The organism is Mesonia phycicola (assembly GCF_900141885.1).
Lineage (GTDB): Bacteria > Bacteroidota > Bacteroidia > Flavobacteriales > Flavobacteriaceae > Mesonia > Mesonia phycicola.
Genome location: NZ_FQYY01000006.1, coordinates 115,658 through 135,182, shown reverse-complemented (window position 1 = coordinate 135,182; position 19,525 = coordinate 115,658). Strand labels below are relative to the sequence as shown.

17 protein-coding genes are annotated in these 19,525 nt (G+C 31.0%); 14 read left to right on the top strand and 3 right to left on the bottom strand.

Going from position 1 to position 19,525, the window contains the following annotated elements:
* Positions 1–35: 35 nt before the first annotated feature.
* Positions 36–752 (bottom strand): GLPGLI family protein, encoded by a 717-nt coding sequence (locus BUC03_RS10250; protein WP_073151367.1) that lies wholly within the window; start codon positions 750–752, stop codon positions 36–38.
* Positions 753–781: 29 nt separating this feature from the next.
* Complete coding sequence (locus BUC03_RS10245) at positions 782–1,483, bottom strand: GLPGLI family protein (RefSeq protein ID WP_073151354.1); 702 nt, start codon at positions 1,481–1,483, stop codon at positions 782–784.
* Between the two features lie 316 nt (positions 1,484–1,799).
* On the opposite strand from BUC03_RS10245, the gene BUC03_RS10240 reads away from it, so the two are divergent.
* From BUC03_RS10240 to BUC03_RS10175, 14 genes are all read left to right on the top strand, one after another.
* Positions 1,800–2,597, top strand: coding sequence for a TrmH family RNA methyltransferase (locus BUC03_RS10240; protein WP_073151351.1), 798 nt, complete (start codon positions 1,800–1,802; stop codon positions 2,595–2,597).
* 104 nt (positions 2,598–2,701) lie between these two features.
* Positions 2,702–3,937 (top strand): M48 family metallopeptidase, encoded by a 1,236-nt coding sequence (locus BUC03_RS10235; RefSeq protein ID WP_073151348.1) that lies wholly within the window; start codon positions 2,702–2,704, stop codon positions 3,935–3,937.
* A gap of 31 nt (positions 3,938–3,968) precedes the next feature.
* Positions 3,969–6,176: a RelA/SpoT family protein gene (locus BUC03_RS10230; protein WP_073151780.1), complete on the top strand. Its 2,208-nt coding sequence runs from the start codon at positions 3,969–3,971 to the stop codon at positions 6,174–6,176.
* A gap of 23 nt (positions 6,177–6,199) precedes the next feature.
* Positions 6,200–6,655, top strand: coding sequence for a Fur family transcriptional regulator (locus BUC03_RS10225; protein WP_073151346.1), 456 nt, complete (start codon positions 6,200–6,202; stop codon positions 6,653–6,655).
* A 9-nt stretch (positions 6,656–6,664) separates the two neighbouring features.
* Entirely contained in the window at positions 6,665–7,936 is a 1,272-nt protein-coding gene (locus BUC03_RS10220; protein ID WP_073151343.1) for an adenylosuccinate synthase, read from the top strand.
* Positions 7,937–8,049: 113 nt separating this feature from the next.
* Entirely contained in the window at positions 8,050–9,774 is a 1,725-nt protein-coding gene (locus tag BUC03_RS10215; RefSeq protein ID WP_073151340.1) for an OstA-like protein, read from the top strand.
* Positions 9,775–9,777: 3 nt separating this feature from the next.
* Complete coding sequence (locus BUC03_RS10210; RefSeq protein WP_073151337.1) at positions 9,778–10,962, top strand: aspartate aminotransferase family protein; 1,185 nt, start codon at positions 9,778–9,780, stop codon at positions 10,960–10,962.
* A gap of 98 nt (positions 10,963–11,060) precedes the next feature.
* Positions 11,061–12,452: a tetratricopeptide repeat protein gene (locus BUC03_RS10205; protein WP_073151334.1), complete on the top strand. Its 1,392-nt coding sequence runs from the start codon at positions 11,061–11,063 to the stop codon at positions 12,450–12,452.
* Between the two features lie 69 nt (positions 12,453–12,521).
* On the top strand, positions 12,522–13,466 hold the full coding sequence (locus BUC03_RS10200) for a DUF368 domain-containing protein (protein WP_073151331.1): 945 nt from the start codon (positions 12,522–12,524) through the stop codon (positions 13,464–13,466).
* Positions 13,444–14,466: a DUF368 domain-containing protein gene (locus BUC03_RS10195; RefSeq protein ID WP_073151328.1), complete on the top strand. Its 1,023-nt coding sequence runs from the start codon at positions 13,444–13,446 to the stop codon at positions 14,464–14,466. The genes BUC03_RS10200 and BUC03_RS10195 overlap by 23 nt, the downstream gene beginning before the upstream one ends.
* On the top strand, positions 14,459–15,190 hold the full coding sequence (locus tag BUC03_RS10190) for a shikimate dehydrogenase family protein (RefSeq protein WP_073151325.1): 732 nt from the start codon (positions 14,459–14,461) through the stop codon (positions 15,188–15,190). The genes BUC03_RS10195 and BUC03_RS10190 overlap by 8 nt, the downstream gene beginning before the upstream one ends.
* A gap of 98 nt (positions 15,191–15,288) precedes the next feature.
* On the top strand, positions 15,289–17,316 hold the full coding sequence (locus tag BUC03_RS10185) for a DUF349 domain-containing protein (RefSeq protein WP_073151322.1): 2,028 nt from the start codon (positions 15,289–15,291) through the stop codon (positions 17,314–17,316).
* Between the two features lie 33 nt (positions 17,317–17,349).
* On the top strand, positions 17,350–18,216 hold the full coding sequence (locus BUC03_RS10180; RefSeq protein WP_073151319.1) for a DUF808 domain-containing protein: 867 nt from the start codon (positions 17,350–17,352) through the stop codon (positions 18,214–18,216).
* A gap of 109 nt (positions 18,217–18,325) precedes the next feature.
* Positions 18,326–18,862, top strand: a complete 537-nt coding sequence (locus BUC03_RS10175; RefSeq protein ID WP_073151317.1) for a hypothetical protein — start codon at positions 18,326–18,328, stop codon at positions 18,860–18,862.
* Between the two features lie 313 nt (positions 18,863–19,175).
* On the opposite strand, the gene BUC03_RS15190 is transcribed toward BUC03_RS10175, so the two are convergent.
* On the bottom strand, positions 19,176–19,349 hold the full coding sequence (locus BUC03_RS15190) for a hypothetical protein (protein ID WP_159432710.1): 174 nt from the start codon (positions 19,347–19,349) through the stop codon (positions 19,176–19,178).
* Positions 19,350–19,525: the final 176 nt, after the last annotated feature.

The following is a 19,525-nucleotide window of genomic DNA, read 5'->3' as shown; positions in this document are numbered from 1 at the left end:
TTTGTAATATTTTTATAAGCAGCTTTTAACAACATTTATTTGAAAAAAGATTTATACTCTTCTTCTGTTACAAGTAGATCTTCAGATGGGAAATCTATTTTCAAATCTTCTTTAAATTTAATTTTTCTTGCGTAGTGCATTCTTCCCATTTCATGTAGTTCTAAAATAAAACCAGGCAAGCCATAATATCGAGATGTACCGTAACTAACAGGAATATCTGTGGTAAACCAAGCTACTACTTCTCTTTTATATTTTGCAGTAGGCATATTGGTTGTTGCCTTTTGGCATTTATATCCCAAGATAGTTTTATATTCTGAGTGAAGTTTCCAATTGTAGTGATACTTATCAGTTAAATCTACATAATATCTATCTTTCCCAATATTTCTATTGATATACAACTTTGAATCTTTATAAAACAGTTCTGTTATATTTATAAAATCGGTAGGAAGTAAAGAATTGTTGTAATCCATCATTTTTACTTTTTCTACATGAGCTCCAACTAAATTAAACTTAACGGTAAAGTATGTTTCATCATCTGCTAAAACCCGTTTAGCAGTATTATCTTGCATTACCAAGAAATCTTTCACTTCTTCTCCTGTCACTTTAGACGTATCAATAGCCATATTTAAATATTCCGTTCCAAATTCAATTTCACCTGAAATTTGACTAAATACTAATATTGGAAAAAATAAAAGAATGGAAAGAAAACAACCATTGGTGTTGATTTTAATCTGAAACTTATACACACACATCTTCATTTAAATAATATCTGTTTAACACATTAGTATAGTTTACTAAGTTCTTCTTTTGTAATTAAAAATTTTTCATCGGGAAAACGAAGATTATATTTTTTATTCAAGTTTATTTTTCTTGCATAATGAAGTCTTCCTAATTCTTTTATTTCTAATATAAGACCCGGTAAACCAAAGTATCTATATGGTCCATAGCTAACTGGTATATCTATGGTAAACCAAGCAATAATAGGTATAACCCTTTTACCTGTATTAAAGTGCGTTTTTGCTTTTTGGCATTTATACCCTAAAATAGTTTTATACTCATCTATTAACTCCCATTTGTGAGAAATATTCATTTTTACATAGTATTTTTCTTTACCAATGCTTCTTGTCTCATAAAGTATATTTTCTTTAAATAAATATTCACCTAACATAATGTAGTCTTTAGGTAATAATCTGTGATGGTCTATCTCCATCATTGGAATATAAGATGTTATAGCTCCCTTATCATTAAACTCTAGTGTAAAATAAGATTCATCACCAGCTAGTGCTATTTTAGAATTGCTATCATGCATTAATACATGATCCATAACTTCAGGCATTTTAACCCTAGAAGTATCAAGAGACATTCCTAAATACTTCGTTCCAAATTCTACCCTTCCCGTCTGTGCTAATGAGTTAATGCTCAAAAAAATGATAAAATTCAAAAAGAGAACCTTCTCATTCAGTAAGATATTAAATAATTTCATTGTTACAATTATTTAAAATTATAAAACTAGTTTTCTATTCAGCTAGTTAATTATTTATCTAAATTCTAAAATTATATTTTAAATGATTTCGGTTAATTAATTAGTATGATTTCTCTAAGCTTAGTTTTTTAAAAAAATAAATAAACATCAAAAATTTATGTTAAAACCTAAATATACCGAAAGGTTATTTTATTTACCAAAGAAATTACACAACTTTTTTAAATGATTTTTCATTCGTACTCACCAGCATTAGTAAAATTTAAAATCTTATTATATTTATAGAAATCATTACCTTTACGCGCTAGAAATTCAACCTATGCGCAAGCAAATAAGCAGCACTCAAAATAAAACTGTAAAACAAATTCTTCAGCTTCAAGAAAAATCTAGAACAAGAAGGAAAGAAGGTCTTTTTTTAATTGAAGGTATTAGAGAAATTCAATTAGCTCAAAAAGCAAATTACGAGTTTACAGCAGTATATTTTTGTCCAGATTTAATAAAAGAAGAGAAACTACTCAAATTTCAATTTACAGAACATTTACTTACAGAAATCACTACAGAAGTATATAAAAAAATAGCCTACAGAAGTGGTACAGAAGGTATTTTGGCAATTGCAAAAACTAAATCTCACGAGTTAAGCAATCTTCAATTTAAAACAGAAAATCCTTTAATTCTAGTTGCAGAAGCTCCAGAAAAACCAGGAAATATTGGTGCTATTTTACGTACTGCAGATGCTGCCAAAGTAGATGCAGTGATTATTGCCAACCCAAAAACCGATTTATACAACCCAAATATTATTAGATCTAGTGTTGGTTGTGTATTTACTAATCAAATCACTACAGGAACCACTTCAGAAATAATTGAATTTTTACAAGAAAAAAAGGTAGCTATCTATTCGGCTATTCTACAAGATTCTGAAATTTACACTAAACAAGATTTCACCAAAGCATCTGCAATTGTTGTTGGCACAGAAGCTGTCGGATTAAGTGAAGAGTGGCGAAAAAATGCTACGCAAAATATTCACATCCCTATGCAAGGGGAGATTGATTCGATGAACGTTTCTGTTGCGGCCGGAATTTTAATTTTTGAAGCTAAAAGACAACGGAAATTCAATTAGACTTTTATAAAATGAGGTTAGGTATAAACCCTTAATTCGTCATGCTGAACTAGATTCAACATCTCATTAAACAACTAGAAAATTACACATTACAATTTTAAAATATGACTGCAGAAACAGTTTTTTATATCATCATTGCTATTTTATTACTCGATTTTATCGTAGATCAAGTTTTAGATGCCCTTAACGCAAAACATTTTGAAGATAAATTGCCAGCAGAGCTAGAAGATGTTTATGAAGATAAAGAGTATGAACGCTCCCAAGCTTATAAAAAAACACGTTACAAATTCGGGATACTTACCTCTAGTTTTTCGTTAATTCTAACTTTAGCATTTTTCTTTTTAGGAGGTTTTGCTTGGGTAGATGCTATTGCTAAATCTATAACCGATAATCTAATTTTAATTGCTTTAATTTTCTTCGGAATAATTATGATTGGGAGTGATATTCTTACCACCCCATTTTCTTATTATAGTACGTTTGTAATTGAAGAGAAATTTGGTTTTAACAAAACCACTAAAAAAACCTTTTTTCTAGACAAAATAAAAGGTTGGCTAATGATGGCTGTTCTTGGCGGCGGAATTTTAGCCTTAATTATATGGTTTTATCAATTTGCAGGAGATAATTTTTGGATTTATGCTTGGGCATTAATTACAGTTTTCTCTATTGTAATGAATATGTTTTACAGTAAATTAATTGTACCACTATTTAACAAACAAACTCCGTTAGAAGAAGGCATTTTACGTACAAAAATTGAAGCTTACGCAAAAACAGTAGGCTTTACCTTAGATAAAATTTTTATTATAGACGGGTCTAAACGAAGCACCAAAGCCAATGCTTATTTTTCTGGCTTTGGTAGCGAAAAAAGAATTACGCTTTTTGATACACTTGTAAATGATTTAGAGGAAGATGAAATTGTAGCAGTATTAGCACACGAAGTTGGTCATTACAAAAAGAAACACATTATTTTTAATCTTTTTGTAGGAATAATTACAACTGGGTTTACTCTGTGGTTATTATCACTTTTTATTAGCAGTCCACTACTCTCTCAAGCATTAGGCGTAGAAGAGGTAAGTTTTCATATTGGGTTAATTGCTTTTGGTATTTTATATTCTCCAATATCAGAAATTACAGGATTGTTAATGAATATTTTAAGCAGAAAATTTGAATATCAAGCCGATAATTATGCCAAAGAAACTTTTGGCAGCGCCCCACTTATAAGTAGCCTTAAAAAACTATCTAGTAATAGTTTAAGTAACCTAACTCCGCATCCAGCCTATATTTTCTTTCATTATTCGCACCCTAGTCTTTTACAACGAATTAAAAATTTAAAGCTGAAATAATAGTTTACTTTACTATATTAGTGGTATGATTTTGACGGAAGAAGAAATAGAACAAGAAAACAAAAGAATTGCCAAGCAATACAAAGAGTTGCTGCGTATAAGTTATCGTACTTTAACAGAAGACGATAAAACACTTATTAGGCAAGCTTTTGAAACTGCTGTAGATGCACACAAAGAGCAACGCAGAAAATCTGGAGAAGCTTATATTTTTCATCCTATTGCGGTTGCAAAAATTGTAGCTTCAGAAATTGGTTTAGATGCTACTTCTATTGCTGCGGCCCTACTACACGATGTAGTTGAAGATACCGAATATACGCTGAATGATATCGAGCAAATGTTTGGAGAAACCGTAGCTAGAATTGTAGACGGATTAACCAAAATTAGCCACCTAAAACCAGAAAGAGATGTTTCTCTACAAGCAGAGAATTTTAGAAAAATGCTACTTACCCTTAATGATGATGTTAGGGTAATTATTATAAAAATTGCAGATCGTTTGCATAACATGCAGACGATGGATTCTATGCGCGCAGATAAGCAAGTAAAAATTGCTTCTGAAACGCTATACATTTACGCACCTTTAGCTCACAGAATTGGGCTTTATAATATAAAAACAGAATTAGAAGATTTAAGTTTAAAATATACTGAACCAGAAGTGTACCAGGATATTTTAACTAGAATGAAAGAGAGTAAAGAAGACCAAGATCTTTATATAAAAGACTTTACAAAGATTATTACCGACTCTCTAGACAAAGAAAAACTACAGTACGAGATAAAAGGAAGACCTAAATCTGTATTTTCTATTAGAAAAAAAATTCTGAAGCAAAACATCACTTTTGATGAAGTGTACGATAAGTTTGCAATTAGAATTATTTATAAAAGTACTCCAGAAGATGAAAAATTTCTAGCCTGGAAAATTTATTCTATAGTTACAGATCACTTTAGGCCTAACCCAACACGTTTACGAGATTGGATTTCTTCACCTAAATCTACAGGATATGAAGCCTTGCACATCACTGTAATGGGGCCAAAAGGCCGTTGGGTAGAAGTGCAGATTAGAAGTGAGCGCATGAATGAAATTGCAGAGAAAGGTTATGCCGCTCATTACAAATACAAAAATGAAGATGAAGAAGGAGATGAAAATCTAGACCAATGGTTAAACAAACTACAAGAAGCCTTAGAAAATAATGAGGTAAATGCAGTAGATTTTGTAGAGCAATTTAAATTAAACCTCTACTCTAAAGAAATTTTTGTTTTTACACCTAAAGGAGATTTAAAATCTTTACCAAAAGGTGCTACTCCATTAGATTTTGCATTTAGCATACACACAGAAATTGGCTTAAAAACACGTGGTGCTCGTGTAAATGGTAAACTAGTACCATTAAGCCATCAATTAAAAAGCGGAGATCAAGTAGATATAATTACATCAGAAAAAGCAAAACCTACCAATAACTGGTTAGATTTTGCAAATACCGCAAGAGCAAGATCTAAAATAAAGTCATCTTTAAAAGATGAGAAAAAACTAATTGCAGAAGATGGTAAAGCAATTTTAATAAGAAAGTTAAAAGCTCAAAAAATACAATTTAACGACAAAACCATTGCAGAGCTTGTAAAATACTTTAAAATAAAAACTAGTCTAGATTTATTTTATAGAGTTGGTATTGGCACTATAGACAATACTAAACTTAAAGAGTTTGCAGCTTCTAGAAGTAACGCTTTTGTTTCTTTCTTTAAAAATAAAATTAGAAAAGCCAGCGTTCCGCAAGACATAGATAAAGAAGAGATAACTCAAAATTACGATCAACTTGTTTTTGGTCAAGAAGAAGAAAAACTAGAATATAAACTAGCAAACTGCTGCAACCCTATTCCAGGAGATCCAGTATTTGGTTTTATTACAGTTAACGATGGTATAAAAGTGCACAAAAAAAACTGCCCAAATGCCATTCAGCTTCAAAGTAATTATGCCTATAGAATTATTCAAGCAAAATGGATAGACTCTTCGCAACAAGAATTTACAGCAGTAATCAGGTTAAATGGATTAGATAATTTAGGACTTGTAAGTGAAGTTACTAAAGAAATATCTAACAATTTACACGTAGATATGCGTAAAATTTCTTTTGAAAGTCTTAATAGTATTTTTAAAGGACAGATTACAGTTGTGGTAAAAAATAAGACCATTCTAAAAAAATTAATGGATCGTTTGAAAAAAATAAACGGAATTGATAAGGTTACCCGTGAATAAAGTTTAAATTTGCAGGCAGAATTATGGAAGAAACAGAAAAACAGAAAAACGACCAAGCAGTAGTTAAAAACGTATTTACAAAGTTTTTAGAAGAAAAAAAACACCGTAAAACACCAGAACGTTTTGCTATTCTTCAAGAGATATACGATAGTTCAGAGCATTTTGATATAGAATCTCTGTACATTACCATGAAGAATAAAAACTATCGTGTAAGTCGAGCTACACTATACAATACTATAGAGCTTTTACTAGAATGTGGTTTAGTAAGAAAACACCAATTTGGTAAAAACCAAGCTCAGTATGAAAAGTCTTATTTTGACAGACAACATGATCACGTTATTTTAACCGATACTGGAGAAGTTATCGAATTTTGTGATCCAAGAATACAGTCTATTAAACAAACAATTGAAGAGGTTTTTGATATAGAAATCAATAACCACTCCTTATATTTTTACGGAACTAAAAAAACATCCAAATAAACTTTATTTATGGCAGTAGATTTGCTACTCGGGCTTCAGTGGGGAGACGAAGGAAAAGGTAAAATTGTAGACGTTCTCACCGCAAATTATAATATTATTGCGCGTTTTCAAGGTGGTCCAAACGCAGGACACACACTAGAATTTGATGGCATAAAACACGTTTTAAGAACAATTCCTTCAGGAATATTTCATGAAAACTCATTAAATGTTATTGGAAACGGAGTTGTGGTAGACCCTGTAGTTTTTGTAAAAGAACTAGAAGGTCTTGACAAATTCAACATAGATTATAACAAAAAATTAGTTATATCTAGAAAAGCACACATCATTTTACCAACCCATCGTTTACTAGATGCTGCTTCTGAAGCTTCTAAAGGAAAAGCGAAAATAGGATCTACCCTAAAGGGAATTGGACCAACTTACATGGATAAAACAGGACGTAATGGATTACGTTTTGGTGATCTAGAGATGAGTGATTGGAAAGAAAAATACAGAAATCTAGCAGACAAACACGAGTCTATGATTTCTTATTACAATGTAGATATTCAATATGACCTAGAAGATCTTGAAAAAGAATTTTTTGCGGCTGTAGAAACTTTAAGATCAATTAAGTTTATTGATTCTGAAGAATTTTTACACCAAGCACAAAAAGAAAATAAAACCATTTTAGCAGAAGGTGCCCAAGGTTCTTTATTAGACATAGACTTTGGTACTTACCCATTTGTAACTTCTAGTAACACCACTGCTGCAGGTGCCTGTACAGGTCTTGGTATAGCTCCAAATCAAATTAACGAAGTTTTCGGTATTTTTAAAGCTTACACTACTCGTGTAGGTAGCGGACCGTTCCCTACAGAATTATTTGATAAAGATGGAGAAACCATGGCTAAAAACGGAAACGAGTTTGGTGCAGTAACAGGAAGACCAAGAAGATGTGGTTGGTTAGACCTTGTAGCATTAAAATATGCCGTACAAGTAAATGGAGTTACTCAGTTAATGATGATGAAAGGAGATGTATTAAGTGGTTTTGAAACTTTAAAAGTTTGTGTAGGCTACAAGTACAAAGGAGAAGAAATAACTCATTTACCATATAACATAGAAGAAGAAAACCTTACTCCTATTTACAAAGAAGTAAAAGGTTGGAAAGAAGATTTAATGCAAATGACAGATGAATCTCAATTTCCGCAAGAATTTAAAGACTACATTGCTTTTGTAGAAGAAGAATTACAAGTACCAATTAAAGTGGTATCTGTAGGACCAGATAGAAAGCAAACCATCATGAGATAATCTTAGTTTATTATTATATTTCAAAAAAAACGCTTCAAAAAAAATTTTGGAGCGTTTTTTGATTATTGCCAACAAGAAAAAACATTTGTTTATTTTTGAATAAAATTTATCTGTTGAAAAAAATTATCCAACATATTTTAACTGGAGTTTTCTTATTACTCTCCTTAGGGCTATTTGCCCAAGAAAACAAACCCAAGAAAATAGATTATACCAGTGACCGCTCTTATAAAGATGAAGAAAAATACCCTGGAGCCTTTATTTTAGCCAAAATAGATACACAAGTTTATTTTAATCACGAAGGGATTGAGGTTTGGTGTGACCAAGCAGTATTTTACCAAGAATCAGACTTTTTTAAAGCCTACGGTAATGTAAGAATGAAACAAGGTGATACTATTAATTTAACCAGTGATTATGCAGAATATAACGGGCAAACAAAATTTGCCTTTGCAAGCACAGATGTAAAACTTAAAACTCCAAGTACTACCCTTACTACAGATTCACTTTTTTTTGACAGGGTAAAACAACAGTCTTTTTATAGAAGTGGTGGTAAAGTAAAAGATACTGCTAGCACAATTACCAGCGTAATAGGCCACTATTTTATGAAAGATGAAAAATATTCTTTTAAACAAGATGTGGTGGTTACCAATCCAGATTACATAATTAACTCTCAACAATTAGACTTTTATTCAGCTACAGGAAATGCATATTTGTATGGCCCCTCTACTATTACTAGTGAAACCAGCCAAATTTATTGTGAAAGAGGTTATTATGATACAAGAAACGACAAAGGTTATTTTGTAAAAAACTCTACCATTAATTACGAAAACAGAAAATTACAAGGTGATAGTATTTATTTTGATAGAACTAAGAGCTTTGCTTCTGCCACCAATAATATTAAAGTAACAGATACGGTAAATCAATCTGTTATAAAAGGGCATTATGCAGAAGTATTTAGACATAAAGATTCTTTATTTATTACCAAAAGAGCAATCGCATCTATGAAACAAGAGTTAGACTCTATACATATACACAGCGATACTTTAATGATTACGGGCAAACCTGAAAATAGAATTATACGAGGTTTTTATCATTCAAAATTATATAAAAGTGATATGAATGGTAAATGTGACTCTATTCATATTAACGAAAAAACAGGATTAACCCAAATGATTGGCAAACCTGTAGTTTGGTCTGGAGATAATCAAATGACTGGTGACAGCATTCATCTTATAAATGACAAGAAAACAGAAAAAATGGATACCCTAAAAGTATTTTACAATGCTTTTATGATTCAAAAAGATAGTATTGAAGGCTATAACCAAGTAAAAGGAAAAGAAATGTATGGGTTATTTGGAGATGACAACCAAATCTCTGAAGCTAACTTTATAAAAAATACAGAAACTATCTACTATAGTAGAAATGATGATGGTTCTTTAATAGGTATTAATAAAGCAATTTCTTCTTCTATAAAATTACTTTTTGGTGATAAATCTATTACAGATATTTACTATTACAGAGATGTAGAAAATATTTTATACCAAGAAAGTGATTTCCCAAAAAATGCCCGAAAGTTAAGAGGGTTTAATTGGCGTGGTGATGAGCAAATAACTAGTAAAGAAGATTTATTTAGAGATGAAGGCCCTTTAAATTTACCTAAAATCAAAGGCATTCCGCTCCCCGAAGAAGACAGCAACTTTTTTGAAGATAGAGATAGTGAAGACCCTGAATTGCTACATAAAAACTCTAGATTAGATCCCAAACTACTTCAGCATAGAGAACAAGATAGTACTTCTGTAAAAAAGAAAAATATTTTACAATTTAAACAAAAGACTCCATAACTTTTGAATAAAGATTTTTTAAAATACCAAGCTCAAACAAGTCCTCATCCTTTGGGGCTAGAAGTTCAATCTGCCAAAGGAAGTTACATTTACACTACAGATGGCAAGTCTCATTTAGATTTTGTTGCGGGTGTTTCTGCATGTAGTTTAGGGCACTGCCATCCAAAAGTAATTAAAGCAATACAGCAACAAGCCAATAATTACTTGCACGTAATGGTTTATGGAGAATACGCCCAATCTCCAGCCATAAATTACACAAAATTTTTGCACCAAAAAGTAAGCATACCAAATGCAAAAACTTATTTAGTAAATAGTGGTACAGAAGCTATTGAAGGTGCTCTAAAACTAGCAAGAAGATATACAGGTAAACAAGAAATTATTGCTGCCAAAAATGCATACCACGGTAACACCATGGGTTCTTTGAGTTTAATGAATTTTGAAGAACGTAAAAAACCATTTAGACCTTTACTTCCTGGTATTTCATTTATAGAATTTAACAACGAAGAAAGTTTAAATAGTATTACTGACAAAACAGCAGCTGTTATCTTAGAAACCATACAAGGCGGCGCTGGTTTTATTTTGCCTAAAAATAATTTTTTAAAAAAAATTAAACAAAAATGTAAAGAAGTAGGCGCTCTTTTAATACTAGATGAAATTCAACCTGGTTTTGGTAGAACAGGAAAATTATTTGCTTACGAGCATTTTGATATTACACCAGACATACTAGTAATTGGTAAAGGTATGGCAGGTGGGCTTCCTGTAGGTGCATTTGTAGCATCAGAAGAAATAATGGATAGTCTGAGTAACAATCCAAAAATGGGACACATTACCACCTTTGGTGGCAATCCAGTAATAGCTGCTGCCGCACTTGCTACTCTAAAAGAAATTTGCAACACTTCATTAATTACAGAAACACTTCAAAAAGAAAAATTATTTAGAAAGCTTTTGGCTCATCCTTTGATAAGTGAAATTAGAGGTAAAGGATTAATGCTTGCCGCAATAGTAAAATCAGAAGAAATTGCCAATCAAGTAATTTTAGAAGCTAAAGAGCAAGGTTTAATTTTATTTTGGTTATTATTTGAGAATAAAGCCATTAGAATAACTCCACCGCTAACTATTTCTGAAGAAGAAATAAAAAAAGGATGCAATATAATTTTATCTATTTTAGATAAAATTCAACAAAAATAGGCTGTTAATTACTTTGTTAACAACAAAAATACGATGATTGCTAATCGTACGTTTTACATAGTAAATTTAATACAGTAGAAATAAGTAAAATTTCGTGTATGCAATTAAGTCAAAACGAAGACCACAATTTCTCTCTTTCAAAATTTGAGTCTATGCTTAAAACAAATGATGTTTTATTCTTTGACTCTAATGAATTTGAAGGAATTATCTTTCATTATCTAGAAACCGGTAAGTTTGCATTGGCAAAAAAAGCCGTTAAACTGGGCTTAGAGCAGCACCCAGACGCAAGCGTACTTAAATTATTTAGAGTAGAAATCTTAATTTTTGAAGACAAACTTTCAGAAGCAGATTTACTTTTAAATGAATTACATAGATTAGAACCGTCTAATGATGAAATTTACATTCAAAAAGCCAATATATTCTCTAAAAGAGATAACCACAAAATGGCTATTGAAACTTTAGAGACTGCCTTAGAATTCTCTACAGAAGAAGCTGAAATATACTCATTAATGGCGATGGAGTACATGTTCATGGAAGACTATGAAAATGCAAAACTCTATTACATGAAATGTCTTGAATTAGAAGACGATGATTATGCAGCCTTGTACAATATTATTTATTGTTTTGACTTTTTAGAACAACGAGAAGAAGCAATAGATTTTCTAAATTTATTTTTAGACAAACACCCTTACTCTGAGGTTGCTTGGCACCAAATTGGAAAACAATATTTTGATTTAAAACAATACAAAAAAGCACTTACAGCATTTGATTTTGCCATTATTTCTGATGATTATTTTGTAGGAGCTTATATGGAAAAAGGTAAAGTTTTAGAAAAACTAGAAAGGTATGAAGAAGCTATAGAAAATTATCATATCACACTAGAATTAGATGACCCTACTGCTTTTGCATATTTAAGAATTGGTAAATGTTATGAAAAAACAAAGCAACCAAAACTAGCTTTAGATTTTTACACCAAAGCAATAGATGAAGACCCTTTATTAGACAAACCGTGGATTGCTATTACAGACTTTTATCTTAAAAAATTAAATTACCAAAAAGCATTATATTATATCAATAAAGCCATCAGTATAGATAGCGAAAATGTTCTATACTGGAAGCGTTTTGCCAAAATAAACAAGCGACTTAATTTTATTGAAGAAGCAGAAAAAGGCTATAAAAAAGCGTTAGATTTAGGCAATTACGAGCTAGAAACTTGGATTACTAGATGTGACCTACTTATTAAACTAGGTGAGTTTGAAACTGCATTAGATACTATGTACCAAGCAGTAGAATTTTATCCTGAAACTGCAGAAATAGAATATAGATTAGCCGGACTTTATTTTTGCCTTAACCAAGGCGAAAGAGGTTATTATCATTTAAAAAATGCATTAAAAATTGACGCTGAATATTCTATCATTATAGAAGAGTTATTTCCAGAGATTTTTAAAAGAAACAGCATCAAGGCTTTAATTGAAAAAAACTCCAATTAAACAAACAACTTTATAAGAATACGCTTTGTTCAAAAGTAATTTTAGTACTTTTACTTTTTAATTTAGCGTATGCAAAGAAGTATTAAAGACTATTTAATAATAGCCCTAAAAGGTGTGGCTATGGGAGCAGCAGACACTGTTCCTGGTGTTTCTGGAGGTACTATTGCTTTTATTTCTGGTATTTACGAAGAGTTAATAACCACTATTAGCAACATAGACACCTCTCTTATTAAAACCTGGAAAAAATCAGGTTTTAAAGCTTTTTGGCAACAACTTAATGGGGGGTTTATTCTCTCCCTTCTTCTTGGTATTTTATTTAGCGTTTTTACATTTATGCGTTTAGCTAACTACCTATTAAAAGAATACCCTATATTAATTTGGTCTTTCTTTTTTGGACTAGTTTTAGCAAGTATTTGGTTTGTAGCCAAACAAATTGAAAAATGGAAAATTTCTACAATTATTTTTACCACTTTAGGTGCAGTAATAGCTTATTTAATTACTTCCCTACCTCCTACAACATCTTCAGATAGTTATTTCTACCTATTGCTTTGTGGTGCTGTAGCCGTTTGTGCAATGATATTACCAGGAATTTCTGGTGCCTTTATTTTAGTACTAATGGGAGCTTATAGAAATATTACACAAGCAGTTCACGATTTTGATTTAAAAAAAGTAGCTGTAGTTGCTTTGGGAGCCATAATAGGTTTATTAGCTTTCTCTAAAATATTAAAATGGTTATTTGGTAATTATAGAAATACAACATTAGCTGTTCTAACAGGTTTTATAGCTGGATCTTTAAACAAAATTTGGCCTTGGAAAAAAGTATTAGACAGCATTACGCTAGAAGAGAAAGTAATTGTGCTGGAAGAAAAATCTGTTTTACCTTGGAATTTTGAAGGAGAGCAACAACTTTTATTTGCGGTACTTTTAATGATTGCTGGTTTCTTATTAATTCTTATTTTAGAGAAATTAGCAGAACAGAAGCCTGAAGAAAATGCAGCAAACCCGAACATTTAAAGATAAATTCTTCTTAGTACTTAAAGGTTTAGCTATGGGAGCGGCCAATAAAGTGCCTGGAGTATCTGGCGGTGTAGTTGCCTATGTAGCAGGTTTTTATGAAGAGTTTATTTATTCTCTACAAAAAGTAAATTACAAAGCTTTTCTTTTACTATTAAATGGGAAGTTTAAAAGTTTTTATCATTATATTAATGGTAAATTTTTAAGCCTACTAATTCTAGGAATGCTTATTAGTTATTTTAGTGTTTCTAAAATTCTAGATTATCTTATTGATCGTTTTGAACTTTATGTCTGGTCAGCTTTCTTTGGGATGATTATAGGCTCTATCTACTTTATCTCCAAATCATTTAAATTAAAATCTCTTAGTAATTTATTATTTATACTATTTGGTATTATTGCTGGTGTTGCTATAAGTTTAATGGAGCCTGCTACAGAAAATGACAATCTTTGGTTTGTTTTTCTATGTGGAGTTATAGGTGTATCTGGAATGACACTTCCTGGACTATCAGGATCTTTTATCCTTATTCTTATTGGTAATTATGTTTTACTTTTAGTAGACTCTGTAAATGCTCTATTTGACACTTTAACAGACATCGCAAAACTAGATTTTTCTTTCACGCAAAATACAGAAAGAATAAACTTACTAAAAGTATTAACCTCTTTTACAACTGGTTCTGTGGTTGGCCTTGTTACTCTTTCTCACGTATTGGGTTATGTATTAAAACATTTTAAAAATACTACAAATGCCATTATTATTGGTTTTATTACAGGTTCTCTTGGGGTAGTTTGGCCTTGGAAAGAAAAAGTATTTAAAACCGAAAGTAACGGTAATTTTTTAAAAGATGCCAACGGTAATTTAATTCTTGATAATTATGACAGATATTTACCACATTTAAATGAAATCTCTACGTGGGTTGCTATAGTTTTTATAATTTTAGGAATATTAATTGTAGTTGGTTTAGAACGCTACGGTAATAAAAACGTTAAAGTAAATGGATAAATACGGATTAGTTGGTAAAGATATTTCATATTCTTTTTCAAGAGATTATTTCAAAAATAAATTTGAAAAAGAACAAATAACCGCAAGCTATCAAAATTTTGATTTACCAAGCTTAAACAACTTTAGAGATATTATTTCTAAAGAAGCTAATCTAAAAGGGTTAAATGTCACTATTCCCTATAAAGAAGCCATTCTTCCATTTTTAGACCAAATAGATGAACAAGCTGCAAATATAGGCGCAGTAAATACTATTCAAATAAAAAACAGAAGGTTAGTTGGCTACAATACAGATTGTTTTGGTTTTATGAAATCTCTATTCCCTTTACTAGAAAAACAACATACAGATGCTTTAATTTTAGGCACTGGCGGAGCCTCTAAAGCAATTTGTTATGCATTAAAATCTTTAGAGATAGAATACACATTTGTATCTAGAAACCCTTCAAAAGGCAATTTGAGTTATGCAGAAATAACAGAAGAAATTTTAAATAAAAAATTCTTAATTATTAACTGCACACCACTAGGCACCTATCCAAATTTAAATGAAGCCCCTGCAATACCATATCAATTTTTAGATCACCGTCACCTTCTTTTTGATTTGGTTTACAACCCACCACTAAGTACTTTTCTTGCAAATGGTAAAGCAAGAGGAAGCAAATTATGCAACGGACAAAAAATGCTAGAATACCAAGCAGAACGTTCTTGGCAAATTTGGAAAGAAGCCTAATTATTAAATTCGGTAAGAATCTTACTTTTTTTTGCAGAGTAGCTACGGAGTTACTATCTTTCAAGACTAAACAATAATGAACTTAAACATTGAAAGATATGTCTGAAAAGGAAAAGTCTCAAGAACAAGAAATCGAGAATAAAAAAGAACAAACTTCTACAGAATCTACTGAAAATCAGCAAAACACTACAGCAGATAATTCTGAAATAGAACAATCTATGATTGATGAATCTCAGAAAAAACCAGTAGATAATAATAATGAAGAACTTACAACTCAAGGCTCTTTAGAAGAAGAAAACGCCGAAACAGAAAGTACTTCAGAAGAAAAAGAAGATGCTTCTCATCATGATGAGCTAGAAAGCGCAATTGCAGAAGATAGTGAAGATGAAGATTCTCATGAGCGTCACGGTATAGAAATGAAAGATTACCACGCCATGACTATGCAAGAATTAATCGATGAGCTTTCCTCTTTAGTTAAAAATGAAAAAGTACAACATATAAAAGACCACGTACAAGAAATTAAAATAGAATTTGATGCGAAATTTGAAGAAGAAATGGAGCAGAAAAAAGAAGATTTCTTAGAAGAAGGTGGCAATATTATAGACTTTCACTACTCTAGCCCTGTAAAAAAAGAGTTTAATTCTGTTTATTTTGATTATCGTGAAAAACGAAACAACTACTACCAACAACTAAAGCAAAATCTTAACAAAAACCTAGAAGAGCGTTTAGCTATTATTGAAGAGTTAAAAGGTATGATTGGTTCTGGCGCAGATATGGGAGCCAATTTTAACCAATTTAAAGAGCTGCAAGAACGTTGGAAAAAAGCAGGTCCAGTACCAAGAGAAGAATACAAAACTGTTTGGAACACCTACCACCATCACGTAGAAAATTTTTATGATTTTTTACACTTAGATCGTGAGTTTAGGGACATGGATTTTAAACATAACCTAGAGCAAAAATTAAAAATGATTGCTCGTGCAGAAGAACTTGCAGAAGAAACTAACATTAACCGTGCATTTAGAGAGCTGCAAATGCTTCATAAAATGTGGAAAGAAGATGTTGGCCCTGTAGCTAAAGAGTATAGAGAAGATATTTGGGAAAAATTTAGTGCTGCCACTAAAAAAATTCACGAAAACCGTCAAGCTCATTTTAGTGAGTTAGATAAAGAAAAAGAAAAAAATCTAGAAGTAAAACTTCAAATAATTGAGTCTTTAAAAGCAATTGCAGATAAAGAGATTACCTCTCACAACCAAGCACAACAACAAATTAAGAAAATTGAATCTTTAAGAGATCAATTTTTTAAAGCAGGTAAAGTACCATTAAAAGTTAATGAAGATACCTGGAAAGCTTTTAAAGAAAATGTAAGAAGCTTTAACCGCAAGAAAAATGCTTACTACAAAAATCTGAAAAAAGAACAGTACAAAAATCTAGAAATGAAACTAGAACTTGTTGAAATTGCAGAAGACAACAAGAATAATGAAGATTTTAAAGCTACTACTCCAATCATGAAAAAAATCCAGTCTAATTGGAAACAGATTGGCCATGTACCTAGAAAAGACAGTGATAAAATCTGGAAACGTTTTAAAGATGCTTGTAACCACTATTTTGATAGAGTACACGCTGTTAAAAACGAAGAAAATAAAGAAGAAAATGAAGCTTTTGATAAAAAGAAAGCTCTTTTAGAAGAGGTAAAAGCTATTGAATTAAAAGGAGAACCTAATGAAGATTTAAAACTAATTAAATCTAAAATTTCTGAATGGAAAGAGTTAGGGAGAGTATCTTTTAACAAGCGTTATATTGAAGGTAAGTTTAATAAAGTTTTAGATCAATTATTTAATAAGCTTGATATTGGCAGAAAAGAGGCAGAAATGATGAAATACGAAAATCGTGTGCAAGCCTTAGATGAAGCTGATGATAGCAGACAAATTGAAAAAGAAGAATATTTCTTACGCAAAAAAATAGGAGAAACAAAAGCAGAAATCACGCAACTAGAAAATAACTTGCAATTTTTCTCTAATGTAGACGAAACTAACCCGTTAGTAAGAGATGTATTAAAAAACATACAAAAGCACAAAGATCAATTAGATACTTGGAAAGCTAAATTGAAAAAAATAAAATCTCTTTAATTTTAAAATTTAAATAACTTTTATTCTTTTTAAATGGCCTCAGGAATTTTTGCAATATTAGATGATATTGCCGCATTGATGGACGATGTAGCTGTAATGAGTAAAGTAGCAGCTAAAAAAACTGCCGGTATTCTAGGAGACGATTTAGCCGTAAATGCTGAAAAAGCATCTGGTTTTGCCTCTTCTAGAGAAATACCGGTACTTTGGCAAATTACCAAAGGCTCATTACTTAATAAACTTATTATTTTGCCTATTGCGTTTTTATTAAGCGCATTTTTACCCATAGCAATAACCATAATTTTACTATTAGGTGGTTTGTATTTAGGTTATGAGGGAGCAGAAAAAATTTATCATTTTTTTGTCCCACATCACAATTCTAAAAAAGAAGAAATACAAGAAGCTAAAACAAAAAAAGAAATTCTTGCTATTGAGAAAGAGAGAGTAAAATCTGCAATTTTAACAGATTTTATACTATCTGTAGAAATTATAATTATAGCATTGGGTACTGTGGTTGGAGAGCCTATTTTAGAACAAAGTATTGTTGTAAGTATTATTGCTCTTGTAGCTACTGTCGGCGTTTATGGTATTGTTGCTCTTATTGTTAGAATGGATGAAGCAGGGTATTATTTAATAGAAAATAGTGATACAAAAACTAGCTTTAAAGCTAAATTAGGTAAGCTTTTAGTTGCAGCACTACCTAAAGTAATAAAAGGCTTAACCATTGTTGGTACCATTGCTCTTGTACTTGTATCTGGAGGCATATTTGTTCATAATTTAGATTTTATACACCATTTAATACCACACGCTGTACCTTCTATAGTTGCAGAATTTGTGGTAGGTTTAATTGTTGGTTTTCTTTGCTTATTGGTAATTAAACTTGTTATGAAATTAAAAAAATAACCCTTTTATTTCTAAACACCTATAAACTACTACTTCTTAAATTTTAATAACTGACATTTTTAAAAATGGTATTTTTTTTGATACTTAATTTTTAAAAACAGTTATTATCATGAAAAAGTTAGCAGTAATCTTATTGAGTTTAGGCTTTTTCTCTTCTTGTAATTCACAGACAGATAAAGCTAATACTCTTAACAATTATGAAGACGTAAAAGGTACAAGCCCTAACGGTAATTGGGAAGTACACAAAGAGTTTGACGAACACGGAAATCTTGTTAGAAAAGACTCTACTTATTCTTATTCTTGGTCATCTGTAAATGGCAAACAAGTAAATCCGCAAGAAATGGATAGCTTAATGGTAAATGCCAGAAAAATGATGCAAGCGCATATGCAAAGTTTTAGCAATTTTGGCTTTGACAGTTCTTTTGAAAATGATTTTTTTGGAGAATCGATGATGAGTATGAATCCTGCTGAAATGAGAAAGAAAATGATGGAGCGTATGCAGAAAATGCAAGCTCAGTTTTTTGGTGATCAAAACTTATCAGATGAGTTAGAGTTTTACGAAGACCAGCCTTCTACCGAAACACCTGCTGAAGACGAGGTTGAAACTGAAAAAACAAAATTTACTACTTCTTCTCAGCAAATTTAAAAACTGTTAGGGATTGTAGTGAAAAGCCCGCAAAGCAAAATATCTTAAAAAATTTGCCTTTTAGAAAGCGACAATAGAAGCTTTTTAAAGGGCTTTATTTTTTTAATGCTTTTGCTGCGTACTTGTAACGGAAAGCCCGGCTCGAACAGAAAAATAGTTAGCAGCATTAATTTTTAGCTGAAGGTAATCTATTTATGATGGCAGATAACTTCATACTTCACGACATCTAAAGAGCATTAAAAGCTCAAAATATATGAGATAAAAAACTCATAAAAATGAACGAAAGTAATACTGAGGATTAAATGTCTAAAAATTAATTATTGATTACTTTTTTTCTTCTATAATAATAGAAACCTAACCAACCTAAAGCACCGCCTATTCCTGCACCCCAAAAAGGCTCAGAATTGTATATTTCACCTAAAATAAAAGCCATAAGTGAAAAAATAATGACAGTGGTTACAATTACAAAAACATCTTTTTTTATCATTTTAAAATTCTTATATTAATTATATCTAATTTATTTAAGAGAAGTATAAAAATACAAAAAAGAATAATATAAAAACAAATTATTCTTTTTTGCATTTTGAATGAGCTAATAGAGTTTTAAAATAGCTTGAATAAAAAAAATCCCTTCCGAGTAAACGAAAGGGATTTTTGAGGATT